26 protein-coding genes are annotated in these 24,414 nt (G+C 67.8%); 8 read left to right on the top strand and 18 right to left on the bottom strand.

The features are described 5' to 3' along the window. The first annotated feature begins 12 nt into the window (after nucleotides 1-12). Nucleotides 13-1,107: a succinyl-diaminopimelate desuccinylase gene (dapE, locus tag ACLJPD_RS04860; RefSeq protein WP_410870505.1), complete on the top strand. Its 1,095-nt coding sequence runs from the start codon at nucleotides 13-15 to the stop codon at nucleotides 1,105-1,107. A 16-nt stretch (nucleotides 1,108-1,123) separates the two neighbouring features. Here the strand turns inward: dapE and ACLJPD_RS04855 are convergent, their stop codons facing one another. Further along, on the bottom strand, nucleotides 1,124-1,936 hold the full coding sequence (locus tag ACLJPD_RS04855; protein WP_410870504.1) for a hypothetical protein: 813 nt from the start codon (nucleotides 1,934-1,936) through the stop codon (nucleotides 1,124-1,126). A 103-nt stretch (nucleotides 1,937-2,039) separates the two neighbouring features. Between ACLJPD_RS04855 and ACLJPD_RS04850 the strand changes: the two genes are divergently transcribed. From ACLJPD_RS04850 to ACLJPD_RS04830, 5 genes are read left to right on the top strand one after another with little or no spacing between them, the layout of a single operon-like run. After that, a complete protein-coding gene (locus tag ACLJPD_RS04850) occupies nucleotides 2,040-2,840 on the top strand; it encodes a TIGR00730 family Rossman fold protein (RefSeq protein WP_410870503.1) in 801 nt (266 codons plus the stop codon). Next, a complete protein-coding gene (locus tag ACLJPD_RS04845) occupies nucleotides 2,834-3,388 on the top strand; it encodes a TIGR00730 family Rossman fold protein (RefSeq protein ID WP_410870502.1) in 555 nt (184 codons plus the stop codon). Before ACLJPD_RS04850 ends, ACLJPD_RS04845 begins: the two co-directional genes overlap by 7 nt. An 11-nt stretch (nucleotides 3,389-3,399) precedes the next feature. Further along, nucleotides 3,400-5,166, top strand: coding sequence for a long-chain-acyl-CoA synthetase (locus tag ACLJPD_RS04840; RefSeq protein ID WP_410870501.1), 1,767 nt, complete (start codon nucleotides 3,400-3,402; stop codon nucleotides 5,164-5,166). A gap of 22 nt (nucleotides 5,167-5,188) precedes the next feature. After that, nucleotides 5,189-6,049, top strand: a complete 861-nt coding sequence (gene folP, locus ACLJPD_RS04835) for a dihydropteroate synthase (RefSeq protein ID WP_410870500.1) — start codon at nucleotides 5,189-5,191, stop codon at nucleotides 6,047-6,049. Next, nucleotides 6,046-6,984 carry a glucosyl-3-phosphoglycerate synthase gene (locus ACLJPD_RS04830; RefSeq protein ID WP_410870499.1) on the top strand — a complete coding sequence of 313 codons (939 nt, stop codon included), beginning with the start codon at nucleotides 6,046-6,048 and terminating at the stop codon, nucleotides 6,982-6,984. The genes folP and ACLJPD_RS04830 overlap by 4 nt, the downstream gene beginning before the upstream one ends. A gap of 153 nt (nucleotides 6,985-7,137) precedes the next feature. On the opposite strand, the gene ACLJPD_RS04825 is transcribed toward ACLJPD_RS04830, so the two are convergent. The 7 genes from ACLJPD_RS04825 to sigE form a co-directional block, all read right to left on the bottom strand. Then, nucleotides 7,138-8,208, bottom strand: a complete 1,071-nt coding sequence (locus tag ACLJPD_RS04825) for an XdhC family protein (RefSeq protein ID WP_410871931.1) — start codon at nucleotides 8,206-8,208, stop codon at nucleotides 7,138-7,140. A gap of 97 nt (nucleotides 8,209-8,305) precedes the next feature. Continuing rightward, nucleotides 8,306-8,872, bottom strand: coding sequence for a hypothetical protein (locus tag ACLJPD_RS04820; RefSeq protein ID WP_410870498.1), 567 nt, complete (start codon nucleotides 8,870-8,872; stop codon nucleotides 8,306-8,308). Between the two features lie 116 nt (nucleotides 8,873-8,988). Then, nucleotides 8,989-9,846 carry a hypothetical protein gene (locus tag ACLJPD_RS04815; RefSeq protein WP_410870497.1) on the bottom strand — a complete coding sequence of 286 codons (858 nt, stop codon included), beginning with the start codon at nucleotides 9,844-9,846 and terminating at the stop codon, nucleotides 8,989-8,991. Between the two features lie 182 nt (nucleotides 9,847-10,028). Next, a complete protein-coding gene (tatB, locus tag ACLJPD_RS04810; RefSeq protein WP_410870496.1) occupies nucleotides 10,029-10,448 on the bottom strand; it encodes a Sec-independent protein translocase protein TatB in 420 nt (139 codons plus the stop codon). Nucleotides 10,449-10,481: 33 nt separating this feature from the next. Continuing rightward, on the bottom strand, nucleotides 10,482-12,029 hold the full coding sequence (locus ACLJPD_RS04805; protein WP_410870495.1) for a S1C family serine protease: 1,548 nt from the start codon (nucleotides 12,027-12,029) through the stop codon (nucleotides 10,482-10,484). Between the two features lie 10 nt (nucleotides 12,030-12,039). Beyond that, nucleotides 12,040-12,408 carry a hypothetical protein gene (locus ACLJPD_RS04800; RefSeq protein ID WP_410870494.1) on the bottom strand — a complete coding sequence of 123 codons (369 nt, stop codon included), beginning with the start codon at nucleotides 12,406-12,408 and terminating at the stop codon, nucleotides 12,040-12,042. Nucleotides 12,409-12,466: 58 nt separating this feature from the next. Further along, nucleotides 12,467-13,123, bottom strand: coding sequence for an RNA polymerase sigma factor SigE (sigE, locus tag ACLJPD_RS04795; RefSeq protein WP_410870493.1), 657 nt, complete (start codon nucleotides 13,121-13,123; stop codon nucleotides 12,467-12,469). 375 nt (nucleotides 13,124-13,498) lie between these two features. Between sigE and ACLJPD_RS04790 the strand changes: the two genes are divergently transcribed. Then, the gene (locus ACLJPD_RS04790; RefSeq protein ID WP_410870492.1) at nucleotides 13,499-14,131 is read left to right on the top strand and encodes an O-methyltransferase; all 633 of its coding nucleotides are present in this window, start codon (nucleotides 13,499-13,501) and stop codon (nucleotides 14,129-14,131) included. Here ACLJPD_RS04790 and glgC read toward each other — a convergent pair. Beyond that, nucleotides 14,128-15,345, bottom strand: a complete 1,218-nt coding sequence (glgC, locus tag ACLJPD_RS04785; RefSeq protein ID WP_410870491.1) for a glucose-1-phosphate adenylyltransferase — start codon at nucleotides 15,343-15,345, stop codon at nucleotides 14,128-14,130. The genes ACLJPD_RS04790 and glgC overlap by 4 nt on opposite strands. Nucleotides 15,346-15,456: 111 nt before the next feature. Between glgC and glgA the strand changes: the two genes are divergently transcribed. Continuing rightward, nucleotides 15,457-16,623, top strand: a complete 1,167-nt coding sequence (gene glgA / locus ACLJPD_RS04780; protein ID WP_410871930.1) for a glycogen synthase — start codon at nucleotides 15,457-15,459, stop codon at nucleotides 16,621-16,623. 22 nt (nucleotides 16,624-16,645) lie between these two features. On the opposite strand, the gene ACLJPD_RS04775 is transcribed toward glgA, so the two are convergent. The 9 genes from ACLJPD_RS04775 to ACLJPD_RS04735 all read right to left on the bottom strand — a co-directional run bounded on the left by ACLJPD_RS04775 (nucleotide 16,646) and on the right by ACLJPD_RS04735 (nucleotide 24,368). Continuing rightward, a complete protein-coding gene (locus ACLJPD_RS04775) occupies nucleotides 16,646-17,500 on the bottom strand; it encodes a putative RNA methyltransferase (protein ID WP_410871929.1) in 855 nt (284 codons plus the stop codon). Continuing rightward, nucleotides 17,497-17,664, bottom strand: coding sequence for a DUF3117 domain-containing protein (locus tag ACLJPD_RS04770; RefSeq protein ID WP_011211259.1), 168 nt, complete (start codon nucleotides 17,662-17,664; stop codon nucleotides 17,497-17,499). Before ACLJPD_RS04770 ends, ACLJPD_RS04775 begins: the two co-directional genes overlap by 4 nt. 105 nt (nucleotides 17,665-17,769) lie before the next feature. Next, complete coding sequence (locus tag ACLJPD_RS04765) at nucleotides 17,770-18,402, bottom strand: DNA-3-methyladenine glycosylase I (RefSeq protein ID WP_410870490.1); 633 nt, start codon at nucleotides 18,400-18,402, stop codon at nucleotides 17,770-17,772. Next, the gene (locus ACLJPD_RS04760; RefSeq protein ID WP_410870489.1) at nucleotides 18,399-18,719 is read right to left on the bottom strand and encodes a DivIVA domain-containing protein; all 321 of its coding nucleotides are present in this window, start codon (nucleotides 18,717-18,719) and stop codon (nucleotides 18,399-18,401) included. Before ACLJPD_RS04760 ends, ACLJPD_RS04765 begins: the two co-directional genes overlap by 4 nt. A gap of 119 nt (nucleotides 18,720-18,838) precedes the next feature. Then, on the bottom strand, nucleotides 18,839-19,975 hold the full coding sequence (locus tag ACLJPD_RS04755; RefSeq protein WP_410870488.1) for an Mrp/NBP35 family ATP-binding protein: 1,137 nt from the start codon (nucleotides 19,973-19,975) through the stop codon (nucleotides 18,839-18,841). A gap of 73 nt (nucleotides 19,976-20,048) precedes the next feature. Then, nucleotides 20,049-20,912 carry a lytic transglycosylase domain-containing protein gene (locus ACLJPD_RS04750; RefSeq protein WP_410870487.1) on the bottom strand — a complete coding sequence of 288 codons (864 nt, stop codon included), beginning with the start codon at nucleotides 20,910-20,912 and terminating at the stop codon, nucleotides 20,049-20,051. Nucleotides 20,913-21,008: 96 nt separating this feature from the next. Then, nucleotides 21,009-22,292, bottom strand: a complete 1,284-nt coding sequence (locus ACLJPD_RS04745; protein ID WP_410870486.1) for a lytic murein transglycosylase — start codon at nucleotides 22,290-22,292, stop codon at nucleotides 21,009-21,011. A 181-nt stretch (nucleotides 22,293-22,473) separates the two neighbouring features. Beyond that, nucleotides 22,474-23,064, bottom strand: a complete 591-nt coding sequence (locus ACLJPD_RS04740) for a DUF1003 domain-containing protein (RefSeq protein WP_410870485.1) — start codon at nucleotides 23,062-23,064, stop codon at nucleotides 22,474-22,476. Beyond that, nucleotides 23,061-24,368 carry a magnesium transporter MgtE N-terminal domain-containing protein gene (locus ACLJPD_RS04735; protein ID WP_410870484.1) on the bottom strand — a complete coding sequence of 436 codons (1,308 nt, stop codon included), beginning with the start codon at nucleotides 24,366-24,368 and terminating at the stop codon, nucleotides 23,061-23,063. The genes ACLJPD_RS04740 and ACLJPD_RS04735 overlap by 4 nt, the downstream gene beginning before the upstream one ends. Nucleotides 24,369-24,414 lie beyond the last annotated feature (46 nt).

Raw genomic sequence — 24,414 nt, 5'->3', positions numbered from 1 at the left:
TACTGTCGAGATGTGACTCTCGATTTGCGCGCCGACCCCATTCAGCTGACCGCCGCCCTCGTCGACGTGCCGAGTGTTTCGCGCGACGAGGCCGGGATCGCGGATCTGGTCGAGCAGGCGTTACGGGAGCAGACCACCGGGTTCGAAGTGGTGCGCCACGGCAATGTGGTGCTGGCACGGACCCGGCGCGGCCTGCCGACGCGAGTGATTCTGGCGGGGCATCTGGATACGGTGCCGATCGCTGACAATGTGCCGAGCCGACCGGCCGAAGTCGACGGTGAAGCGGTGCTGTTCGGTTGTGGCACAGTCGATATGAAGTCCGGCGATGCGGTATTTCTGCACCTGGCCGCGACAATCGCCGAGCCGGCCCACGATTTGACGCTGATCTTCTACGACGGTGAGGAGATCGCCGCCGAGTTCAACGGACTCGGGCATATCGAGCGCGAACTACCGGATTGGCTGGAAGGTGATCTGGCCATTCTCGGTGAACCCTCGGCAGGTTGGATCGAGGCGGGCTGTCAGGGCACGTTGCGGGTGCGCTTGACCACCTCCGGTGTGCGTGCGCATTCGGCGCGAGCGTGGTTGGGCGAGAACGCGATTCATGGTCTGGCTCCCGTGCTGGCGCGGTTGTCGGCGTACCGGGCGCGTGAGGTCGATATCGACGGGTGCGTGTATCGCGAGGGCCTGTCGGCGGTGCGGGTCTCGGGTGGGGTCGCGGGCAATGTGGTGCCCGATGTCGCCGAGGTGGATGTGAACTTCCGTTTCGCTCCCGACCGCGGTGTCGAGCAGGCCATCGCGCATGTTCGCGAGGTCTTCGACGGCCTCGACGTCGCCTTCGAAGTCACCGACTCCTCACCCGGCGCGCTGCCCGGCCTGACCGCCCCCGCCGCCCGCACCCTCATCGATTCGGTCAACGCCCACGGTGGGGGCGGCGTGCGCGCCAAGTACGGCTGGACCGACGTCTCCCGTTTCGCCGCCCGCGGCATCCCCGCCGTCAACTTCGGCCCCGGCGACCCCAACCTCGCCCACAAACGCGACGAACACGTCCCGCTGCACCAGATCACCGCCGTCACCGCGATGCTGCGGACCTACCTGTCCAAGCCGTAGATCTTCGCTGTCGCGCCTACCAACCGCCGGCGAAGAGGGCGGCCAGGCCGGAGACCGGGTCGGACGCGTTGGTGGTGTTCGCGACAGCGACAACGATCAGCAAGAGCGCCAGCAGTGCCGAGAGGGTGCCGAACGAAGCGAGCACTCGGCGGGAGCGGCGGTCGGGGGACCGGACGCGGGTGCGCCACAGCAATGCGCACACTCCGAGCAGGGAAACTGCCGTGACGGCGGCGAGTACGGCCATCGCGAGGTGATACCGAGCGAAGTCGTCGATCATCACATCCAGTGGCGGTATCCGGGTGCCGTCGGCCAACCTGTGGCCGATCTCGGCGCGGACCTCGGCGGAGTCATCGCCTGTCGCCATCGGCAGCAGCGAGGCGAAAGGGGTCACCGTGCCCTGCGCGTTGGCGAGCACCAGCACCAGCGCGCACAGCGCGAGTACGGTGGCCACGCCGCCGGACGTCGCGAGAGCCACCCGGGTGCCGAGCCCGGTTCCGCCCGCGGCCATGAACGCCCGCCAGAGCAGCACCGCGAGCATGACGAGCACGACTGTCAGGAGCGTGGCGAGCACTGCTTTCGCGAGGTGATACCGGAACCAGTAGTCGACGATATTCGCCAGTTCAACGGTGAATTCTTGGGTCCCGGAATGCCAATAGTCGACGAAGGCCTCGCGGAACGCTTGCCCGAGATCGCTCTCGCCGCGAAAATCGGCACCCGTCCGGTTCGCCAGCAGGCGCGGCGCGAAGACGAACGCGGCGGTCAGCGCACCGGCCAGGGCGACGAGCACGCCGGCACGGCGACCGGAACGCAACGGAACTGCAGTGGGCATCGGCAAAATCCTTCGGTTCGATCGAGTGCGCCGCGGCGGCCGTGGCCGATCGATCCACCAAGTGCGCGCCCGTCCCCGGAATCCAACACAGTAGGTTGGGGGCATGTCTACCGATTCCGCTGATGAACAGGTTGGGAAGGCCAAACCGAAGTTCCGTGGGCCGGTGATGTTCCGGCGGGACCGCAAGCCCGGTGCGCGGACCGCCGACCGGAACCTGCTCGATACGCGGCAGGACAGCGAGTGGGTGCACACCGATCCGTGGCGGGTGCTGCGGATCCAGGCCGAGTTCGTCGAGGGTTTCGGTGCGCTCGCGGAGATCCCGCCCGCGGTAACAGTGTTCGGCTCGGCGCGCACGGGCCCCGACCATCCCGAGTACGTGGCGGGCGCGGCGATCGGCAGCGCGCTGGCCGAGGCCGGTTTCGCGGTGATCACCGGCGGCGGGCCCGGCGCGATGGAAGCGGCCAACCGTGGGTGCTCGGAGGCGGACGGCTACTCGATCGGGCTCGGGATCGAGCTGCCGTTCGAGCAGGGGCTCAACGAGTGGGTCGATCTGGGGATCAACTTCCGGTACTTCTTCGTCCGCAAGACGATGTTCGTGAAGTACTCGCAGGCCTTCGTCTGCCTGCCCGGTGGCTTCGGCACCCTCGACGAACTGTTCGAGGCGCTCACCCTGGTGCAGACCCGCAAGATCACCCGGTTCCCGATCATCCTGTTCGGCACCGAGTACTGGTCGGGCCTGGTCGACTGGATGCGCGGCTCTTTGGCCGGCTCGGGCAAGATCTCACCCGAGGACCTCGACCTGATCCAGGTCACCGACAGCGTCGACGAGGTCGTGCGGATCATCCAGGGTGAAACCGGGGCACATGCTGATATCGAGCGTCTCGGCACCGAGGACCAATGGTGAGCTACTCCGTTTGTGTCTACTGCTCCGCCAGCACCACTGAACCCGACCTGATCAGCCTCGCCGCGCGCGTCGGTACCGAAATCGCCCGGCGTGGTTGGCAATTGGTCTCCGGTGGCGGCCACGTGTCGATGATGGGCGCCGTCGCCACCGCTGCCAGGGCGGGTGGCGCGCACACCATCGGCGTGATCCCGAAACACCTGGTGCACAAGGAAGTCGCCGACGTCGACGCCGACGAACTGCTCGTCACCGACACCATGCGCCAGCGCAAACAGCTGATGGAAGAGCGCGCCGACGGGTTCCTCACCCTGCCCGGCGGCATCGGGACGCTCGAGGAACTGTTCGAGACCTGGACCGGCGGTTACCTCGGCGAACACACCAAACCCGTTGTGCTGCTGAACGCCGACGGCTTCTACGACGGCCTGTTCCACTGGATCGATGAACTGTCCGCGCGCACAATCGTGCCGAGGCGGGCACGTGAGCGCCTCATCGTGGCCGCCGACCTGCCCGCCGCGTTCGCCGCGCTGGAACCGGCCGCGCCCGCACAGTAGGAGAGATCGACGTGAGCAATGACGCCCGCAACACGGTAAGTGTGTTCGACCTGGCCAAAGCCCTGCCCGGCATGGCTCTCGACGCCCCCGGCATGCTGCGCAACGCGCGCGGAATGCTGGTGGGGCCCAAGGACAAAGCCTCCATCGGACTGTACTTCCAGCGGGTCGCGCACCGCAGGCCCGACCGGGTGTTCCTGCGTTTCGAAACCCGCTCCTACACCTACCGCGCCGCCAACAGCGAGGTGAACCGGTACGCCGCAGTGCTTTCCGCGCGCGGGGTCGTTCGCGGTGACGTGGTCGGTGTGCTGATGACCAACCGGCCCGAGACCCTGTTCACGGTGCTGGCGGTGCTCAAGCTCGGCGCCACGGTGGGTCTGCTCAACTACAACCAGCGCGATCAGGTGCTCGCCCACAGCATCGGTCTGCTCGACAGCGTGCTCAATGTCGTCGGTGAGGAGTGCGCGGAGGCGCTGGACTCGCTGCCCGAGCCCGCGGAGAATGTGCTCACCGCCGAGGAGCTGGCCGAATCCGCCCGCACCGCAGCCGATTCCGACCCTGCCGTCTGCGAGCAGGTGCTGGCGGGGGAGCGGGCGTTCCTGATCTTCACCTCCGGCACCACCGGCATGCCCAAGGCCAGCGTGATGACCCACCAGCGCTGGACCAAGAGCATGTCCGGGCTCGGCGGGCTCGGCGTCCGGTTGCGCGCCGACGACGCCCTGTACTGCTGCCTGCCGCTCTATCACAACAACGCGCTCACGGTCGCGCTGTCGGCGGTGCTCGCCGGCGAATCGACCTACGTGCTCAGCCGCAAGTTCTCGGCCTCGGGATTCTGGGACGAGATCGCGCGCGAGCGGGCCACCGCGTTCATCTACATCGGTGAGCTGTGCCGGTACCTGATCAACCAGCCGGTGCGGTCCGGCGAGGCGGGCAACCGGGTTCGGCTGGCTGTCGGCAACGGGCTGCGGCCCGAACTGTGGGACGAGTTCCGGCGCCGGTTCGGGATCGGCCGGGTGGTCGAGTTCTACGGGTCGAGCGAGGCGCCGCTGGCGTTCGTCAACGCGTTCGGAGTCGACCGCACCGCCGGCCTGTGCCCACTGCCGTACGCGGTCGTCGAGTACGACGACGAGACCGGCCAGGCTCGACGCGGTCGCAACGGGAAACTGCGCAAGGTGCCCACCGGCGGGGTCGGGCTGCTGCTGGCGAAGGTGAACGACCGTCAGCCGTTCGACGGGTACACCGACAAGAAGGCCTCGGAATCGAAGCTGGTGCGTGACGGCTTCAAGAAGGGCGACTGCTGGTTCGACACCGGCGACCTGGTCCGCGATCAGCATTTCTGGCACATCGCCTTCGTCGACCGACTCGGCGACACCTTCCGATGGAAGGGCGAGAACGTGGCGACCACGGAGGTCGAAGGCGCGCTCGGGCACGACGCGAGCGTCGATCAGGCCGTTGTCTACGGCGTCGACATTCCCGGCACCGACGGCAAAGCGGGCATGGCGGCGATCACGCTGGCCGCCGACACCTCGTTCGATGGAAAAGCTCTGGCGGCGACCGCCTACGAGCGACTGCCGCAGTACGCGGTCCCGTTGTACGTGCGTGTGGTCGCCGAGCTGGAACAGACCTCGACGTTCAAGAGCCGCAAGGTGGAATTGCGCAAGCAGGGCTACGCGCCGGATGCCGATGGTCAGCTGTATGTGCTGTCCGGTCCGACAGATGGCTACATCCCCGCGTACGCCGAGTACGCCGACGACGTTGCCGCCGGTAAAGCTCCGAGGTAGCCACCGTAATGTCTGAATACGTATGAAGACTTTCTGTGGGCGCGCGGTGGCGACCGATCGCGCGTTGGTGATGGCGATCGTGAATCGCACGCCGGACTCGTTCTATGACCGTGGTGCCACGTTCAGTGACGAGGCCGCGATGGAACGGGTGTCGCGTGCGGTCGACGAAGGTGCCGATCTGGTCGACATCGGCGGGGTGAAGGCGGGGCCGGGTGTCACCGTGGACGCGGCCGAGGAAACGCAGCGGGTGGTGCCGTTCGTCGCGGCGATTCGGGCGAAGTACCCGGACCTGTTGATCAGTGTGGACACCTGGCGTGGGGAGGTCGCGCGGGCGGCCGTCGCGGTGGGTGCCGACCTGATCAACGACACCTGGGCCGGTGCCGACCCGGACCTCGTGCACGTCGCCGCCGACACGGGCGCGGGTATCGTCTGCAGCCACACCGGCGGCGCCGTGCCACGCACCCGTCCGCACCGGGTTCGGTACGCCGATGTGGTGGCCGAGGTGACGGCAACGGTCGTCGCCGCGGCCGAGAATGCCGCGGCCGCGGGTGTGCGAGCCGATGGGATCGTGATCGATCCCACCCATGATTTCGGGAAGAACACCTATCACGGGCTCGAGTTGTTGCGCGGAATCGACGATCTTGTAAAAACCGGATGGCCAGTGCTGATGGCACTGAGCAACAAGGATTTTATCGGGGAGACTCTAGGGGTAGGTCTTACCGAAAGGGTCGAGGGCACATTGGCGGCAACCGCATGGGCGGCCGCAGGCGGCGCTCGGATCTTCCGGGTTCACGAAGTCGCCGAAACCCGTCGGGTCGTGGACATGATCGCCGCGATCCAGGGCATCCGGCCCCCCGCACGAACTCTGCGAGGTCTGGCATGAAAATCCAACACCGCGAGCCCGCCTGGGCCACTACCCATACATGGGACACCCCTGACTGGACGGTCGGCGAACTCGTCGCCGCCAAGGCGGGCCGCACCGTTTCGGTGGTGCTGCCCGCGCTGAACGAACAGGACACCGTCGCCGACGTCGTGGCCAGTATCCGGCCGCTGCTCGGCACGCTCGTCGACGAACTGATCGTGCTCGACTCCGGGTCCACCGACGCCACCGCCGCCCGCGCCCGCGCGGCAGGCGCCGAGGTGATCTCCCGCGAGGAAGCCGTCCCCGAACTCGAGCCGGTCCCCGGCAAGGGCGAGGTGCTGTGGCGTTCGCTGGCAGTCACCACCGGCGACCTGATCGCCTTCGTCGACTCCGACCTGATCGACCCCGACCCCGACTTCGTGCCCAAGCTCCTCGGCCCGTTGCTGATGATGCAGGGCACGCACCTGTCCAAGGCCTATTACCGCCGCCCGCTGCGCCAGGGTGAGTCGGTTGACGCCAACGGTGGCGGCCGCGTCACCGAACTCGTCGCGCGCCCCTTGCTGGCCGCCCTTCGCCCCGAACTGGCCCAGGTCCTCCAGCCGCTCGGCGGCGAATACGCGGGCACCCGAGAACTGCTCACCTCGGTCCCCTTCGCCCCCGGCTACGGCGTCGAGATCGGCCTCCTCCTCGACACCTACGACACGATGGGCCTTGACGCCATCACCCAGGTGAACCTGGGCGTGCGCACCCACCGCAACCGCCCACTCTCCGACCTCGGCGTCATGAGCCGCCAAATCCTCGGCACCGCCCTGCGCCGCACCGGCGTCCCCGACTCCGGCGCACCCCTCACCCAATTCCCCTTGATAGAAGGCGAATTCATCGCCCACACCACCACGGTCTCCCTCGAAGACCGCCCCCCGATGAAAACCCTTCGCCCAGAACAAGTCGCGGCTTAGCCGTCCATCCCGAGGCGCCGCTTCGGTCCCCGGACCGGAGCGGCGCTTTTGTCGGTCCTGGCGTCGAATCGCGGTTGCGTCTGCGCAAGTCGCCATGCCGAGGCTGGATTCGTGCTGGGTGTGGACCGCCGAACTGAGCCGTCCCTAGGTCGATCAGCGGTGGATCGGGCCGTCCAGGTCTGACAGGGCTCGGGTGGTGGCGTTTCCGCGGTCGGCCAGGATCTGGGCGAGGATGGAGATGGCGGTTTCCTCGGGGGTGTGGGCGGCGATATCCAGGCCGAGAGGGCTTCGGACGCGGGCTGTTTCAGCGGCGGTGAGGCCTGCTTCGTGCAGGCGGGTGGTGCGGTCGGTGTGGGCTCGGCGGGAACCGAGGGCGCCGATGAAGCCGACTGTTGGTAGGCGTAGCGCCGAAGCCAAGAGGGGGACGTCGAATTTGGGGTCGTGGGTGAGGACGCAGACGACCGTGCGGGCGTCGATGCGGCCCGCGGCCTGTTCGGCTTCCAGGTAGCGGTGGGGCCAGTCGACCACCACCTCGTCGGCCGCGGGGAAACGGGCTGGGGTGGTGAAGGTTTCGCGGGCGTCTACGACGGTGACGTGGTAGCCGAGGTTCGCCGCGGTGACGGTCAGAGCGCGGGTGTAGTCGTTGGCGCCGGCCAAGATCATGCGGGCGGGGGAGTGGAAGACCTGGACGAAGGTGCGGGGGCGCTCGGCTTGGGCGGGGGTGCAGTCCTGGGCGCCGATGAGGCCGTTGTGGCCCGCGGTGAGCAGCGCAGCGGCGTCCTGGTCGAGGCCGCGCCACGGGTGGGAATCGCCGGGGTGCAGAAGTTTTCGGTCGGGGGCAGACTCGAAGGTGGTGGCGTAGGCGACCGGGTGGCGAGCCTCGAGTGCGGCGTGCAGGGCGCTCAACAGCCGAAGGTCGGTGTGGTCGAGGCGTTCGACGAAGACCTCGATCTCGCCGCCGCAGGGGAGGCCTACGGTGAGTTCATCGGCGGCGGCGAAACGTTCGAGACATGCCTGGCCGTCGAGAAGTACCTGGTGGGCGGTGTGCAGCACCGCCGATTCGACGCAGCCGCCGGACAGTGAGCCGAGAACTCGTCCTTCGCTGGTCACCACCATCGCGGCCCCGGTTTCCCGCGGACCCGCACCGGTTCGGTCGACGATCCTGGCCAGCGCGACAGGTCGAGCGGGGAGCAGTTCGAGCATCTGTCCGAGCAGATCGCGCATCACGTACCGGCCTCTCCACGATCACTGTCGAAGCATGGTGACCGTGCTGACCAGCGTAGCTACCGTCGAGCATGCCCGCGCGGCGAGCGAAGCGCGCTCAGTCGAGGATCTCGCGCTGCTGCAACCGGGACGGCACCGCACCGCTGTGGAAGAAGTCGCGGAAGATCTCCACCGCGCTGTCGGCGGTGAACACCTCTTCGGGGTAGACGTAGGTGTCCTCGTCGCCGTGCGGGAGGTACACCGTCGGCAGACCGAGCCGTCCGCCCGGTAGGCCCAGGGTGAAACGGCGGGTGACGTGATCGACCCGGATCCGGAGCTGCAGCGTCATCGCATCCGCCGACCCGGCGCAGCCGAGGGCGAGATCGCCGCGCGCCGAACTCACCGTGGTGGTGACCTCGGTGGCGGGCACCGGTTCGGGCAGCACGGTCAGATCGAGCGCGTAGCGCTGATGGCCGTCCATCCGGCGCAACGGGCGCAAAAAGCTGTCCACGTCCTCGTGCGGGCCGATGAAGACCTTCAGGCGGTCGCTGTAGGTCACACGATGAGTGGTGACGATGACGTCACCGATGGCCGGCTCGGCATCGACGGGGGAAACGGAACCTGCGGGGCCTGCCGCGTGCACGGGCAGAACCCGGCATGCGCCGGCCTCGGGAGACGAGAACATGTGATGCTCACCTACTCACACTCGGTTACTCGCTAGCAATCTAACCATCGCGGTCGACTTGTGAACCATAACAGTACAGTGATGCAGATCACGTAATGTGGCGAGTTTAGATCAGCCTACGGACGAACCCGGGTCGTAACCAACTTGGGGTCTGTTTCGTGGCGGTATACCGGGGTGAGTAGATCGGCGTCAACCGGTTCGCCAGTTCCCCGGTCGTACCGCACTGCGATGAGGACCGAGAACAAGTGCGTGCTCGCCCGCTCGTGCAGGGTCGCCAACCGGGTCGCCAGCAATCGGATCGCACCCAGTGAGCCCGGCGGGTGCAGACCGTCGATCAGCATGATGGAGCCACGGCGGTCGGGCCGGGGGAGCCGGGCCAGGTAGGCGATGTCGTGCGGTTCGGTGCCGCCGGGCCGGTACACCCGGCGCGCGGCCCTGTCCTCGATACCGCGCCGGGTATCGCCCGCTCTGGTGACGGTGCGGCGCAGGCGTGGGTCGGCCACCACCAGTTGACGCAGGCTCGGCGAGAGCTCGGGGCCGCCGAGGATCACCAGCCCGTCGCGATTGAGGTCGATCGGCCTGCCCGGCATGAACGTCTCGACGTTCGCGGAGAAGCCGAGTTGTCGGAGCAGCTCGGCCAGGCGCTGGGCGGCCTGGGGATCGGGTGCGCCGAGGAGCCGACCCGAGCGGACCTCGGGCGCGAGCACGGTGAGCGTGCCGTGGCCGAAGAACAGCCCTTCGGGAACGGGGCCCTGGGTGCTCACCTGGTGGATGCGCGCCCGCGACAAGCCGGCGGCGGCACCGATCCGGGCGAACGTCCAGCCGTCGGCATGGAGTTCTCGGATCACGGCTCGCCGGATCCTCGTTAGTTCGTTGATGGTCTGCTGTGCAGCCGCCACCCCGTCGGTGGCTGCTTTGAGTCTCTCGACCTTGTCCTCGATCGCGAAAACTCGTGCCACGTCATCGGCCGACATGTGCGAAGTCTAGACAGCTCGACAGCGTTGTGTGTCTATAACTGTTGACATCGAACTGTCTTGCGAGACAACAGCCTCGGGCCCGGCTCCTGGGCAAATCCCGGACATACGAGGTCGTCGCCACGGTGCTCGGTCCGCGCGATCTCGTAGCAAATGCCGACCGTGCGGTGTGTTTGTCGGCCCTAGGTCGCGTCGTAGTCGACCGGCGGACGCTCGTTGTTTTCCAGCGCCTTCTGCGGCGCCGGTGTCGACGAGGTGCCCGGCATGCCGCTGCTGGTACCGAACAGTTGCTTCTTGTCGGGTACCGCGCTCTCCAGATCGCGCAGCACCGAATCGTCACCGCCGAGCAGGTGTTTGGTGACCACGGCCCGCGGACTCATCCCGCGCAGCTCGTTCAGCTCGGCGAGTGGCTTGCGCAGATCGTCGAACTCCGGGCCCAGCTCCTGCTTCAGCTGGGAGGTGGCGCCGCTGGCGTAGTCGCGCGCCTGCCGGAGCGCGCCCGTGGTCCAGCGGACGGCACCGGGCAGTCGCTCCGGGCCGAGGATCACGAGGGCGGCGACGAGCAGGATCATCATCTCGCTCCACCCGATGTTGCTGAACACGAATCCAGGTTACCCGCCGCGCGGCGTCCCAGCTCAGTCGGATTCGAGGGTGACCGGCACGTCCACCTGCCTGCCATCGCGGATCAACTGCACGTTCACCGTCTCACCGATCTTGTGCTGCTGCACGGCGACCACCAGTTCGTCGGGTCCGGTGACCTCACGGTCGCCGATCTTCACGACCACGTCGCCCTCGACGATGCCCGCCTTGTCGGCGGGGCTGCCCGGCACCACATCGGCGACGGCGGCACCGCTCATCACCTCGTTGGCGACGGTCTTGGTGCGCGCGCTCAGCCCGATCACCGGGTGGTGCATCTGGCCGTCGCGGATCAGCGTCTGGGTGACGGCGGTCATCACGTCGACCGGGATGGCGAAGCCGAGGCCCACCGAACCACCGGTCTCGCTGCGGATGGCGGTGTTGATGCCGACCACCCGACCCTGCATGTCGACCAGCGCGCCACCGGAGTTACCCGGGTTGATCGCCGCGTCGGTCTGCACGGCGTCGATCACCGCATTGGTGTCGCTGCCCTCGCCCGCGAGCTTCACGGGGCGGTGCAGGGCGCTGACGATGCCGGAGGTGACGGTCTTGCTCAGACCCAGCGGCGAACCGACCGCGAGCACGTCGTCGCCGACCTGCACGTCGGCGGACCTGCCGAGGTTGGCGACGGTGAGGTTCTTCGCCTCGACCTTGAGCACCGCGAGGTCGGTCTTGGGATCGCGCCCGACGATCTGCGCGGGCACCCGGGTGCCGTCGGAGAACTGCACCTGGATGGCGGCCCGGTTGGACTTGTCGGTCGCGGCCATCGAGACCACGTGATTGTTGGTGACGACGTAGCCGCCACCGTCGATCACCACGCCGGAACCGGTGGCGCCGTTGTCGCCGACGGTGACCCGGATCGAGACCACCGAGGGCAGGACGGCGTTGGCGACGGCGGCGATCTGGCTGTGCGGTGTCTCGGTGCCCGCGCTCTGATCCAACGTCACCTTGCGTGAGGTGAGCGTGGACGCGGTCTCGGCGGTGACCCGCCCGACCAGCCCGCCCACGACGGCGATGCCGAGCGCGAGCACAGCCAGTAGTGCGAGGGCCTTGGGCGCGACGCGCGAGCCGAACAGCACCTCGCGGGCGCTCAGCTTGGTCGCGACCGGTAGCCGGGCAGGCGGGGGCGTGTCGACGGCGGGCGAGCCGAGCCGAGCCGTCGCGTCGGGATCACGCCACGGGTCGACCGGACCCGCGACGACCGTCTTCGGTTCGTCGGCGCCCGGCTCACGCTGCAGCAGCTCCGAAGAGCCTTCGGGCCGGGCGAACGCCTCGGCGAGCACACCGTCCGGCGGGCGCTGGGTGAGTCCTTCGTCAGCGCCGTTGTGGCTCGCGCGCTGCGGGTCGTGCGGCGCGAACGAGCCTGCCTGGCCGTTCGGGCGGCGGAAGGCACGCGCGGTGTGGCTGTCGATGTGCGGCCGGTAGACCGGGCGCGGGCCGAGGCTCGGTGCGTCGGAAGGGCGCAGCGTGCCCCTCGCGTCCTTCGGTGATTCAGCCCCCGAATCCGAGTGCTCGGCCGATCCGGAATTCGTCGATTCGCCAGTCACGTCGCAGACTCTACTTGCGCCGCCACGTTGTCCACCGGGTCGCGGTGAAGGAATCTGTGATGAATCCGAGAAATGCCTCGTTACGGCGCTGCGGTTCCGGTGCGCTGCCGGGCAGATCGGCCAGCGGGATGCGCGAGAGGCTGTCGTGCAAGCTGCGCGGAATCGCCACCTCGGCGGCCCGGCGCAGCGCGATCCGCGCCTGCTGCTGGGCATCGACCTCGGCCGCGCATTCGGGGCAGACCGAAAGATGCTGGGCGGCACGCAGATAGGCGTTCATCCGCAGTTCGCCGTCGACGAAGGCCGCGACAGCCTCACTGGCCAGATGCTCGGTGGGCTGAAAGCGCGGTGGGCGACCTGCGGCACTGGGGTCCACACTCATGCGGAAATCTTCCTTCCGAACCGACGTCACCTGAGCACCCGGTGACGTCGAACACCCGTCACACTGTGTGCGCTTGCGCGGAGTACTGCTGCTCACTTCCATTATGCGCAAGGTACTCGCGCAGCGCCTGACGCCCACGGTGAATCCGGCTGCGCACGGTACCCAGTTTCACACCGAGCGTGGCGCCGATCTCCTCGTAGGACAGACCCTCGATGTCGCAGAGCACGACCGCGGCACGGAATTCCGGCGCCAGCGAATCGAGTGCTTTCTGCAGGTCGGGATCGAGGCGGGAGTCGTGGTAGGCGTCTTCGGGAGTAGGGCCTTCGGCGGGCACCCGGTCGTAGTCCTCTGGCAGCGCTTCCATCCGGATGCGGTTGCGGCGGCGGACCATGTCGAGGAACAGATTGGTGGTGATGCGGTGTAACCAGCCCTCGAAGGTGCCGGGTTGGTAGTTCTGCAGCGAACGGAACACCCGGATGAAGGTGTCCTGGGTGAGGTCCTCGGCATCCTGTGCGTCACCGGAGAGGCGGTAGGCCAGGCGATAGACGCGGTCGGCGTGTTCGCGGACCAGTTCGTCCCAGGAGGGCATGGCGGCGCGATCGCCCGTCGCATCGAAGGCGGCGGTGCCGGTGAGTTCGGCGTCTTCGACTGCTACCGCGAGGAGATCGGCGGGCAGGGTCTGGTCGGTGGTGTCTTGACGGGCCGTGTCTACCATCGGGATGGGACACCTCCTACTCGGGACCGCTGGCACGAAATCTGGCCGGTCCGGGTCAGCGGACCTTGCTTATCGACATCAACCAGCAACTGTCTGTGGTTGTTCCCGAGCCTCGTACCCGCCGCGATCGGCTGGCCTTGCGTAGGGCAACTATTTCCTGCCCTGATATGGGTCAGGTGTGGAGATCCTGAGTGTGACCTGAGAATTCTGGTCGGATTCGACCTTAGTCGCGTCAGCAGCGGAGAACCAGCAGTTCGGGGGCTGTTGTGACCGATCCGCAAACTTTCGGCAATTGTTCGGGATCTGTGCGACACAGTGCCGGATCGGCCCCTTTGCTGAATACACAGACCCCTCCTGTGACATAGCCTCATAACCGTGGCATCGAACGTGGAGCGGAACCTGGCCTATGTGGAGGAGTCCGTCGTCGAAGACGAAGTCCTGCTGGAAGCGCGCGAGCGGGCCACCGAATTGGGTGCCATGCCGGTAGCCGCGGCGGTCGGTGCGCTGCTGAGCATGTACGCGCAGATGCTGGGCGCGCGCTCGGTCGTCGAGGTGGGCACCGGGGCGGGCGTCAGTGGGCTGTGGCTGCTCGACGGGATGCGTGAGGACGGGACGCTGACGACGATCGACTCCGAACCCGAGCATCAGCGCGCGGCCAAGGAGGCGTTCCGGACAGCCGAGATCACGCCGTCGCGCACGCGACTGATCAACGGGCGGGCGCTGGACGTGTTGCCCCGGCTCGCCGACGGTTCGTATGACCTGGTCTTCATCGACGCGGCGCCGATGGAACATCCGAATTACGTCGAACAGGGCGTGCGGTTGCTGCGTACTGGCGGTGCGTTCATCCTCCACAACGCGCTCCTCGGCGGACGGGTGCCCGACCTGGATCAGCGCGACCCCGCCACGCAGGCGGTGCGGGCGGCGACCCGCGCGATCGCGGAGAATCCCGAGCTCACCAGCGTCCTGATCCCGATCGGTGACGGACTGCTCTGCGCCTCTCGGGGCTAGCCGACCCAGATTCCCTTGCCGACGGTGACCACACCGCCGTTGCTGACCGCGAAACGCTCACGGTCACGGTCGAGATCGAGGCCGATGATCTCGCCCTCGCCGACCACCACGTTCTTGTCCAGGATCGCGTGGCGCACCACCGCGCCACGCCCGATCCGCACACCGGGCATCAACACACTGCCCTCGACCGTGGCGCCGTCCTCGATCACCACGTTCGAACTCAGTACCGAATTGCGCACCGTCGCCGCCGACAGGATCGAGCCCGCTCCGACGATCGATTCCTGAGCGAGCCCGCCCTGGGCGAATTTCGCGGGCGGCAGGTTCTCGGCGGCGCCACGGATCGGCCAGTGCCTGTTGTAGAGGTTGAACACGGGGTGCACCGAGACCAGGTCCATGTGCGCCTCGTAGAAGGCGTCGATGGTGCCTACGTCGCGCCAGTAGCCGCGGTCGCGCTCGGTGGCGCCGGGGACGTCGTTGTCGGCGAAGTCGTATACGGCGGCCTGGCCAGCGGCGACCAGCGCCGGGATGATGTCGCCGCCCATGTCGTGGTCGGAATCGGAGTTCTCGGCGTCGGCGCGGATGGCCTCGACCAGCACGCGGGTGGTGAACACGTAGTTGCCCATCGACGCGAACGTCACGTTCGGGTCGTCGGGGGTGCCAGGCGGGTGCGCGGGCTTCTCCAGGAACTGGGTGATCTTGCCGGACTCGTCGGTGTCGATGCAGCCGAACGCGCTCGCCTCGGCCCTCGGCACCCGGATACCAGCCACGGTGACGCCCGCACCCGACGCGATATGGCTGGCCACCATCTGCTCAGGGTCCATCCGGTACACGTGGTCGGCGCCGAACACCACGATGTAGTCGGGGTCTTCGTCGTAGATCAGGTTGAGCGACTGCATGATCGCGTCGGCGCTGCCGGTGTACCAGCGCGGCCCGAGCCGTTGCTGCGCGGGCACCGGGGTGATGTATTCACCGGTGAAACCCGACAGCCGCCACGTCTGGGAGATGTGGCGATCGAGTGAATGCGACTTGTACTGGGTGAGCACGCACAGACGCAGGTATCCCGCGTTCACCAGGTTGCTCAACACGAAGTCGATCAGCCGGTACGCGCCACCGAACGGAACCGCGGGCTTGGCCCGGTCGGCCGTGAGTGGAAACAGTCGTTTGCCCTCGCCACCGGCGAGCACGATCCCGAGTACGTGCGGCTGGCTCCTCACCCTGCTCAAAGTACAGGCCCAGCGCCGTTACGGTGGCCCATGTCGACCCGAGGGTCTATTTTGGGACCAGTGAGTGATGGCACCGACAGCGAGCGGAAGTCGGCGGAATTGCTGCGGGTAGCCATGCTGACCCGGGAGTATCCGCCTGAGGTGTACGGCGGTGCGGGAGTTCATGTCACCGAACTCACTGCCCGATTGCGCGAGCTGGGTGATGTCACCGTGCACTGCATGGGCGCGCCGCGTCACGGTGCCGTGGTGCACCGGCCCGACCCCGAGTTGTCTGCCGCCAATGCCGCGTTGCAGATGATGTCGGCGCAGCTGCGGATGGCCGACGCGGCGGGCGGTGTGGACGTGGTGCATTCGCATACCTGGTACGCGGGGTTGGCCGGGCACCTGGCCTCGATGCTGTACGGGATGCCGCATGTGCTCACGGCGCATTCGCTGGAACCGCGAAGGCCGTGGAAGGCCGAGCAGCTCGGTGGCGGGTACCGGCTCTCGTCGTGGTCGGAACGCAATGCGATGGAGCATGCCGACGCGGTGATCGCGGTGAGTGAGGGCATGCGTCACGACGTGCTCGACGCCTATCCAGCGATCGACCCCGATCGGGTTCATGTGGTGCACAACGGGATCGACGCCACGGTGTGGCATCCGGGTCCGCGGGCCGGTGACGAGATGCCGGTGCTGGAGCGGCTCGGAGTGCGCACCGACCTGCCGATCGTCTCGTTCGTCGGACGGATCACGCGGCAGAAGGGTGTCGGGCATCTGCTCGCCGCGGCCGCCTCGTTCGACCCCGATATCCAGTTGGTGCTGTGCGCGGGTGCGGCCGATACCAAGGAACTCGAGGTGGAGGTCGCCGCCGCCGTCGACGGGTTGCAACGGCAGCGCGGCAACGTCTTCTGGGTGAAGGAGATGCTGCCCGCCGAACAGGTCCGCCAAATCCTGTCGGCGTCTTCGGTATTCGTCTGCCCGTCGGTCTACGAACCGCTCGGCATCGTGAACCTGGAGGCGATGGCGTGCGCGACCGCGGTCGTGGCTTCCGATGTGGGTGGGATCCCCGAGGTGGTCGACGACGGGGTCACCGGCCGTTTGGTGCACTACGACCCGGAGGCGACGGGCGAGTACGAGCGGACACTCGCGGTCGCGGTGAACGAGGTCGCGGGGGATCCGGCGTTGGCTGTGCGCTACGGCGAGGCCGGGCGGGCGCGGGCTATCGCGGAGTTCGACTGGGCGCGGATCGCTGAGCGCACCATCGAGGTGTACCGGAGTGTGCTGCGTTAGCTCGACGCGTACCGGGCTGTGGTCAGCGGGTCGGCAAGTAGGTCGACACTGTCACCGACGCGGTCACTTCGGTGATGTCGGGGAGTGCGGCGATCCGTGGATCGTCGGCGGGGGTGCCGTGGAAGGCCGACGGGCCCATCGCGACGACATTGGTGACGTCGGTGCGCGACAGCTTCATCGGGAACTCGACATCGGTGTGCTCGGCGCGCGTGAAGGTGCCTGCCAGTGAGTCGGCCAGACGGCGGTCCTTGTCCGGGTCGATGCTCACCATGCCGAGCGGGCCGATCAGCTCACCCAGATGACGCGGGGTGGGCGTGACGACGACGAAGCGGCCGCCGGGTGCCAGGACGCGGGCGACCTCGGCGGGGTTGCGCGGGGCGAAGACCGAGAGGACTCCGGTGAGGGTGTCGTCGCGCAGGGGCAGGCCGCGCCAGGCGTCGGCCAGCACGGAGGCCACCCGGGAGTGCGCGCGGGCGGCTCGGCGGGCGGCGGGCTTGGCCACATCCAAGGCGATACCGAGAAGGTCGGCGCGAGCATCGAGGACGCAGGCCAGGTAGTAGCCCGTCCCCGCACCGATCTCGAGCACAGTGCCATCGGGTGGTGTGCCAGCCTGCGGCACCCTATCGAAGGCATGCGCCACTGCCGCGGCGATCGGGGCGAAATGGCCCGCGCCCTGGAAAGCGGCGCGGGCATCGAGCATGTCGGCGGTGTCGCCGGTCATTTTCGTCGATGCGCCGGTCAGTAGTCCGACATAACCCTGTCTGGCGATGTCGAAGCTGTGGCCGGTACCGCATCGCAGCGCACGATCGTGCGGTTGCAGCTCGTCGCCGCACTCCGGGCAGGCCAGAAGTGCGGCGACCTCGGTCAGCGCATTCAGCTGGTGACGCTCTTCAATTCGTCACCGAGCGCCGCAGCCTCGTCCGGTGTGAGTTCGACGACCAGACGCCCGCCACCCTCGAGTGGAACCCGCATGACGATTCCACGACCTTCCTTGGTTGCTTCGAGGGGACCGTCCCCGGTACGGGGCTTCATGGCCGCCATCCTCTGCTCCCTCCAGATCTGCGCGGTGGTTCTGCGCACTGTTTCTCGTCTGCCGGTTGTCGCCAACCAGCGGGCTCGCCGGGTGTTCGGCGGGCCACACCGGTCCTATTCTTCCCTATTGCCGCCGCGGGCGGACACCTGAGTACGAAATGTGACTGCTGAGTCGGTTCCGTTCGGTACCGCCGCCACCCAGCAAACATCCAGGTGATCGTCCACCATGCCCGTTGCCTGCATCAGGGCATACGCCGTCGTCGGGCCAACGAAAGCGAACCCATGACGCTTCAATTCCTTTGCCAGAGCAATGGATTCGGGTGTGGTGGCGGGCACATTCGCGATCGAGCTCGGCCGTGGGCGTGGCGCGGGCGCGAACGACCACACCAGCTCGTCGAGGCTCATCGGCAGGTCGCGAGCAACCCGGGCATTGTTGATCACCGCGTCGATCTTGGCGCGGTTTCGCACGATGCCCGCGTCGGCCAGCAGGCGCGCGCGGTCGTGATCATCGAACTCGGCGACCTTCGCGATCTCGAAACCGGCGAAGGCGGTGCGAAAGGCCGGCCGCTTTCGCAGGACGGTGATCCACGCCAGGCCCGACTGGAAGGCTTCGAGGCACAGCCGTTCGAACATGGCGTCGTCGCCGTGCAGGGGCTGACCCCACTCGGTGTCGTGATAATCGCGGTACAGCTGTGAGCCGGTCGACCAGTCGCAGCGCACGAGGCCGTCGTCGGCGAGCTCGCTCACCCGCGGTCCTGGCCCGCCGTCACGTGCGCTTGCCACTGCCGAGCCTGTGCCAACTCGAACTCGAGCTCGTCGATCCGCTCGGCCAGCCTGCCCAGCGCCCAGTCGACCTCGCCGGCCTTGTACCCGCGCACCACCTGCTGGAACCGCAACGCCCGCACATCGGCGCCGCTGACCCTGTCGGCGGGCAGCACGGTAGCGGTGGTCCCCTCGGGCAACGGCCCGAGCTCCTCGCCCCGCCCGAACACCGCACTGACGACCAGGAAAAGCATCGCCGCAACCAACCCGACGATGAGCACGTACAGAAGCAGCGTCAGCATGAAGCTCCCCCGCCTCTCCGGGAATTCAGGCCGGACTCGTGCACGGACTCGCGCACCGTTGGCGGCCGACGGTTCTCGAGGTGATCGGGTTTGCCCGTACCCGGTGAGTTACCCATGTTCTACAGATGCCGAGTGGTGTCGATTCCCAGTGACATGCCTGCCAGGCCGCGCTTGCGGACGGCGAGTTTGTCGGCGATGTCGAGCAGGGCGACGGCGGCCGGGTTGTTCGGGTCGGACAGGACGATCGGGTTGCCGTCGTCGCCGCCTTCGCGCAGGGCCTGCTCAATCGGGATCTGGCCGAGCAGCGGCACATTCGAGCCGACTGCGCGGGTGAGGCGGTCGGCGACGACCTGGCCACCGCCGGAGCCGTAGAGGTCCATGCGGGAACCGTCGGGCAGGTCGAGCCAGGACATGTTCTCCACGACGCCCGCGATGCGCTGACGGGTCTGCAGGGCGATCGCGCCCGCGCGCTCGGCCACCTCGGCGGCGGCGATCTGCGGAGTGGTGACGACCAGGATCTCCGCGCTCGGGATGAGCTGGGCAAGGGAGATCGCGACGTCACCGGTGCCGGGCGGCAGGTCGAGCAGCAGCACGTCCAGGTCGCCCCAGAACACGTCGGCGAGGAACTGCTGCAGGGCGCGGTGCAGCATCGGGCCGCGCCACACCACGGGGGTATTGCCCTGGGTGAACTGCGCGATCGAGATCATCTTCACGTCGTGCGCGACCGGCGGCATGATCATCCGCTCGACCTGGGTCGGGCGGGCGTCGGTGCCGAGCATGCGTGGGATGGAGTGGCCGTAGATATCGGCATCGAGCACACCGACCGACAGCCCACGCTGTGCCAGTGCCACGGCCAGGTTGGCGGTGACGCTCGACTTGCCGACACCACCCTTGCCGGAAGCCACCGCGTAGACACGGGTCAGCGAACCGGGCTGGGCGAAGGGAATGATCGGCTCGGCCGAATCGCCGCGCAGTGACTTGCGCAGCTCGGTGCGCTGCTCATCGCTCATCACATCGAGGTCGACGGTCACCGCCCCCGCGCCGTTGACATCGGCGACGGCCTTGGTGACCCGCTGGATGATCTCGGTCCGCAACGGGCAACCGGAGGTGGTCAGATAGATCTCGATGTGCACGTCACCGCTGTCGGCGATGGCGATGGACTTGACCATGCCCAACTCGGTGATCGGTTTGCGGATCTCCGGGTCGTCGACCTTCGCGAGCGCCGCCCGCACATCCGCTTCCGTAATCACTGACATACGCCCGATGTTATCCCCCTGGTGAAGAAACGCAGTCCGGGGTCTGACCCTGACGTCGTGCGTCGATGGCCGCCTAGTGGATCCGGGGGAGGTCCTGCGGCTTGGGAGCGAGACCACTGGAGTAGGAACCCGACCACGCCATCACGTTGGCGACATAGGCCATCGAGTTGTTGTAGCGCAGGATCGCCTTCGACTGCTGTGACAGGTCCCGCATGTTCAGACCGCCGTCGCACAGGTACCGGCCCGCGGTGAGGGCCGCGTCGAACAGGTTCTGTGGGTCGGCGACGCCGTCGGCGTTGCCGTCGGCGGCGTAGCTGTGCCAGGTCTCGGGCAGGAACTGCATCGGCCCGATGGCGCGGTCGTAGCCGCCGAGACCGTCGAGTTCGCCGCCGTCGCTGTCGTGGATGACGTTGTTGCCGGAAAGGCTGCCGTCGAGGACGGGTCCGTAGACCGCCTTGATCGGATTGCCCTGTGCGTCGGCTTTGCCGTAGGCGTGGGTCGATTCGACGCGGCCGATGCCCGCCAGCAGCGACCAGGACATCCCGCAGTGCGGATTCTCCACGGCCAGTTGCTCTTCGGCGGTCTGATATGCGGCCACGGCGATACCCGGAATGCCGAGCGGGCCCGCGGGCAGATCAGCGGACGCGCGATCATTCGGCAGTGCAACGGTTTTCACGACCGGTGTGGCCGAGGCCGACTGGCGCGCTTCGGCATGGACGACCTCGGCGATGTCGGCCTGGGGCGAGGAGAACAGATCGGCCGCAACCTCCGGCTCGGCGCCGGGCAGCAGGTCGTGCTCGACGGCTGCGTTGGTTGTCGTGGTCGCCTCCGAGGTGGCCGCGGTAACGGCTACCAATCCAGCGGGGACCAAACCGGTCAGTGCGATGAGCGAGCTACGGCGAACCGTCGAAGCAGGCTGTTTACGATGACGACCCACTGTGTCGTGCCCTCCTCAACCGTGTTGGATGAGAGGAGATTACCGCACCCGAGACCTTTTTGTTACCCCTCTGTGATCTGAGTTTCGGTTTGATTTCTACGGTGCTGGTGCAGGGGCGGGCGGCAGCGGGATGACGATGCCGAACGGCAGTGTGATGCCGGGCTGCTGGGTGGGTGCCACCGGCGCGGGCTCGGCGGGTGCGGGTTCCTCGGCGGGCGCGACGCCCGGTTCCGGCGTCTTCTCCGGCGTGACGGGGGCCGGCGCGACCGGTTCGACGGCGGCCGGGGCGCACGCGGCGGGCTCGACGACCGGCGGCTGCTCGGGCACGGCCGGATCCTTCGGCGCCGCAGCGCCATAGGTCTGCTGGGCGGGCTGCTTCGCCGGTTCGAGCGGATTCGGCATGTCCGCGGGCAGCGGCTCGCTCACGCAGGTTTCGGGCGGGGCGACCGGCGCCGGGCAGAAGATCCCGCACGGGATCGGCGGCAGGCCGGGCAGCGTGATCATCACCTGCGTCGGCGTGGTGACCTTCGGCGTGGTCGGCGTCGGTGTGGCGGTCGTTGAGGGCGTGTTGGTCGAGGCGGCCAGCACATTCGGCGCCACCAGTGGTCCACTGCCCGGCGGGATGATCTCCGGCGAGATGGCCACCTGACTCGGTGCGCCGCCGGTCCGATACGCCGCCGACCAGCTCAGCACGGTGGCCGCGTAGGACATGGAGTTGTTGTAGCGCAGCACCGCCCGCAGTTCTTGGGCCGCCTCGCGCAGGTTCATGCCGCCGGAACAGAGGTACTTGCCCGCGGCCAGCGCGGCATCGAACACATTGTGCGGATCCGACGCGCCGTCGCCGTTGCCGTCGGCGGCGTAGTGCACCCAGGTGCTCGGCAGGAACTGCATGGGACCCAGCGCCCGCACGAACCCGCCGTCGGCTTCCTTGATGATCTCGTTGCCCGGCAGCGTGCCGTCGAGAGCGGGCCCGAAGATCGGCGTCGTCGTCGTGCCCGCGGGGTCGGTGCGGCCACTGCTGGCGTGTCCGGATTCGATCCGGCCGATGCCTGCGAGGAGGTTCCAGGTGAGCCCGCAACCCGGCTGCGCGGATTCCAGGGCCAGTTCGGCATTGCGGTAGGCGGCGAGCACGATCTCCGGGATACCGAGCGCGCCGCTGCCGGTGGGTAGCGAAATACTCTGCAGCGGGACGGTTCCAGCGAAGGGCGCGGCGGTGTTGGCGTTGAGCGCACGCAATCTGCGCGGCGCCTCCTGTGCCACCGGCAGCAGGCCGACGATCTCGGACGGATCGGTTTCGGGTGTGTCCTCGGTGGTGCTCGCCGTGGCGGCCAGTAGCGCCTCCGGCGCGGTCGGCGCGGTGCTCGGGTCGCTGGTGTGCACCCCCGACCCCGAAGCGACGAGACCTGCGAGTACTAGGGCCGACATCGTTATCGGAGCAGAGATTCGCACGGCCACACCCTTTTCGTCGAAAAGCAGCGGCGCCGCAGAGTCCCCTTCCGGCCCGCCCGGAACAACGTGATCCAGGTTACCTACCGGTCAGGTAGTTGTTGAGCATTTCCGGTCATACATCTGGAGCACCAGGCGAAATCGGGGCGGAAGAGGGCGTTTGACCGGACGTTTTCTTGCGGACCGCTTTTCGCTTTTTGTCCGTCTTCGGCGCGCCGTCGGGCGTGGTGACGTCGTCGATGCGGTCGAGCACGTCCTTGATCTCCTCCAGTTCGCGGCGCAGATAGTCGCGGGTGGCGACCTCGCCGACCGCGAGGCGCAGTGAGGCGAGTTCGCGGGCGAGGAACTCGGTATCGGCCTTGGTCTGCGCGGCCCTGGTCCGGTCTTCTTCGAGGGAGACCTTGTCCCTGTTGTCCTGGCGGTTCTGCGCCAGCAGGATCAGCGGTGCCGCGTAGGCGGCCTGGGTGGAGAAGGCCAGGTTGAGCAGGATGAACGGGTACGGGTCCCAGCGCAGCGTCACCGCGAACACATTGAGCAGCACCCAGACGATGACCAGCACGGTCTGGATCGCCAGATACCGTCCGGTGCCGAGGAACCGCGCGACCCGCTCGCTGGTCCGCGCGAAAGCGTCGGAGTCCCAATCGAAGCGAAAACGTGACCCGACCGGGGTCTCCAGCCGCTGCCTCGGCGGGTTCTTCTCACTCACGCAGGACTCCCGTTCGACAGACTCGACACGATCTGCCCGAGTGCCGGTGGTTCTTCCTCGCGCCAGTCCTCGGGCAGCAGATGATCGAGGACGTCGTCGACGGTCACCGCGCCGAGCAGATGATTCTCCGCGTCCACCACCGGCCCGCACACCAGGTTGTAGGTGGCGAAATAGCGGGTCACCGCCGAGAGCGGCAGGTCAGGTGTCAGCGGCGCCAGATCACTGTCGACGATCCCACCCACCAGATGCGCCGGTGGTTCCCGCAACAACTGCTGAATGTGCACACAGCCCAGGTAGCGACCGGTCGGGGTGGCGGTGGGCGGGCGGACGACGAAGGCCATCGAGGCCAGCGCGGGCGTGAGGTCGGGGTCGCGAACCCGGGCCAGTGCCTCGGCGACGGTCGTCGCGGGACCGAGCACGATCGGTTTCGGCGTCATCAGACCGCCCGCGGTATCGGGGGAGTGTGCGAGCAACCTGCGCACCGGCTCGGATTCCTCGGGATCCATCAGAGCCAGCAGTGATTCGGCTTCGCTCGCGGGCAGCTCGCCGAGCAGGTCGGCGGCGTCGTCGGGATCCATCGCCTCCAGCACGTCGGCGGCGCGGCGCACTTCGAGATGGCCGAGCAGGTCGATCTGGTCGTCGTCGGGCAATTCCTGGACCACGTCGGCGAGGCGTTCGTCGTCGAGCGCGATCGCGACCTCGAGGCGGCGCTTCTCCGGCAGTTCCCGCAACCGGTGCGCGACATCGGCCGCGCGCAGCCCTTCGAACTGGGCGAGCAGGGTGGTCACGTCCTGGCCGGGCCGGTCCACGTCGGCGGGGGTGAGCCCGTCGACCTGTGACCATTCGACGACGTGCACCGAGCGCCTGCGCCCGATCCGCCGATGCCCGCGCACCGCGACCCGGCTGACGATCCAATCCCTGGTCCTGGTCTGCTCGATCCCGAGATCGTTGACGAGTACGTCGACGTCGGCCAGATCCGGCAGATCCGGGTCGTTCACCCGCACCGGCGAATCGAGGATCTGTGCCATGGCCAGGCGTTCGCCCGCGCGCTGGGCGAAGCGGCGCAGGCTCACGGTTCCGGTATTGAGCGTGACCATGCCCGGTTCGATCGCGGTGACCCGCAGCATCGGCACGAAAATCCGTCGCCGGGTAAGCAATTCGACGACGAGCCCGTGCACGCGTGGCGGCTGGCGCCCGTGCCGGACGGCGACGACCACATCGCGGACCCGGCCGATAGACTCCCCGTCCGGACCCAGCACCGTCAGGCCGGCGAGCCGGGCGACATACACCCTGGTGGTTGCCATGACCATCAGGCTATCGGTCGGCACTGTCGACCGAGTCAGGAGGCGC

Origin of the sequence: Nocardia sp. A7, assembly GCF_046549215.1 — a bacterium.
In the GTDB taxonomy this organism is placed as follows: Bacteria; Actinomycetota; Actinomycetes; order Mycobacteriales; family Mycobacteriaceae; genus Nocardia.
The sequence above is the reverse complement of the archived record's forward strand: the minus strand, read 5'-3'. Positions and strand labels throughout refer to the sequence as shown.

What these genes read in the sequence shown, in the direction of transcription:
- ACLJPD_RS04855 (WP_410870504.1), bottom strand. Translation starts at nt 1,936, where the DNA reads ATGCCCACTGCAGTTCCGTTGCGTTCCGGTCGCCGTGCCGGCGTGCTC.
- ACLJPD_RS04850 (WP_410870503.1), top strand. Translation starts at nt 2,040, where the DNA reads ATGTCTACCGATTCCGCTGATGAACAGGTTGGGAAGGCCAAACCGAAG.
- ACLJPD_RS04845 (WP_410870502.1), top strand. Translation starts at nt 2,834, where the DNA reads ATGGTGAGCTACTCCGTTTGTGTCTACTGCTCCGCCAGCACCACTGAA.
- folP (WP_410870500.1), top strand. Translation starts at nt 5,189, where the DNA reads ATGAAGACTTTCTGTGGGCGCGCGGTGGCGACCGATCGCGCGTTGGTG.
- ACLJPD_RS04830 (WP_410870499.1), top strand. Translation starts at nt 6,046, where the DNA reads ATGAAAATCCAACACCGCGAGCCCGCCTGGGCCACTACCCATACATGG.
- ACLJPD_RS04825 (WP_410871931.1), bottom strand. Translation starts at nt 8,208, where the DNA reads ATGCGCGATCTGCTCGGACAGATGCTCGAACTGCTCCCCGCTCGACCT.
- ACLJPD_RS04820 (WP_410870498.1), bottom strand. Translation starts at nt 8,872, where the DNA reads ATGTTCTCGTCTCCCGAGGCCGGCGCATGCCGGGTTCTGCCCGTGCAC.
- ACLJPD_RS04815 (WP_410870497.1), bottom strand. Translation starts at nt 9,846, where the DNA reads ATGTCGGCCGATGACGTGGCACGAGTTTTCGCGATCGAGGACAAGGTC.
- ACLJPD_RS04800 (WP_410870494.1), bottom strand. Translation starts at nt 12,408, where the DNA reads ATGAGTGTGGACCCCAGTGCCGCAGGTCGCCCACCGCGCTTTCAGCCC.
- sigE (WP_410870493.1), bottom strand. Translation starts at nt 13,123, where the DNA reads ATGGTAGACACGGCCCGTCAAGACACCACCGACCAGACCCTGCCCGCC.
- ACLJPD_RS04770 (WP_011211259.1), bottom strand. Translation starts at nt 17,664, where the DNA reads ATGGCGGCCATGAAGCCCCGTACCGGGGACGGTCCCCTCGAAGCAACC.
- ACLJPD_RS04760 (WP_410870489.1), bottom strand. Translation starts at nt 18,719, where the DNA reads ATGCTGACGCTGCTTCTGTACGTGCTCATCGTCGGGTTGGTTGCGGCG.
- ACLJPD_RS04755 (WP_410870488.1), bottom strand. Translation starts at nt 19,975, where the DNA reads ATGTCAGTGATTACGGAAGCGGATGTGCGGGCGGCGCTCGCGAAGGTC.
- ACLJPD_RS04735 (WP_410870484.1), bottom strand. Translation starts at nt 24,368, where the DNA reads ATGGCAACCACCAGGGTGTATGTCGCCCGGCTCGCCGGCCTGACGGTG.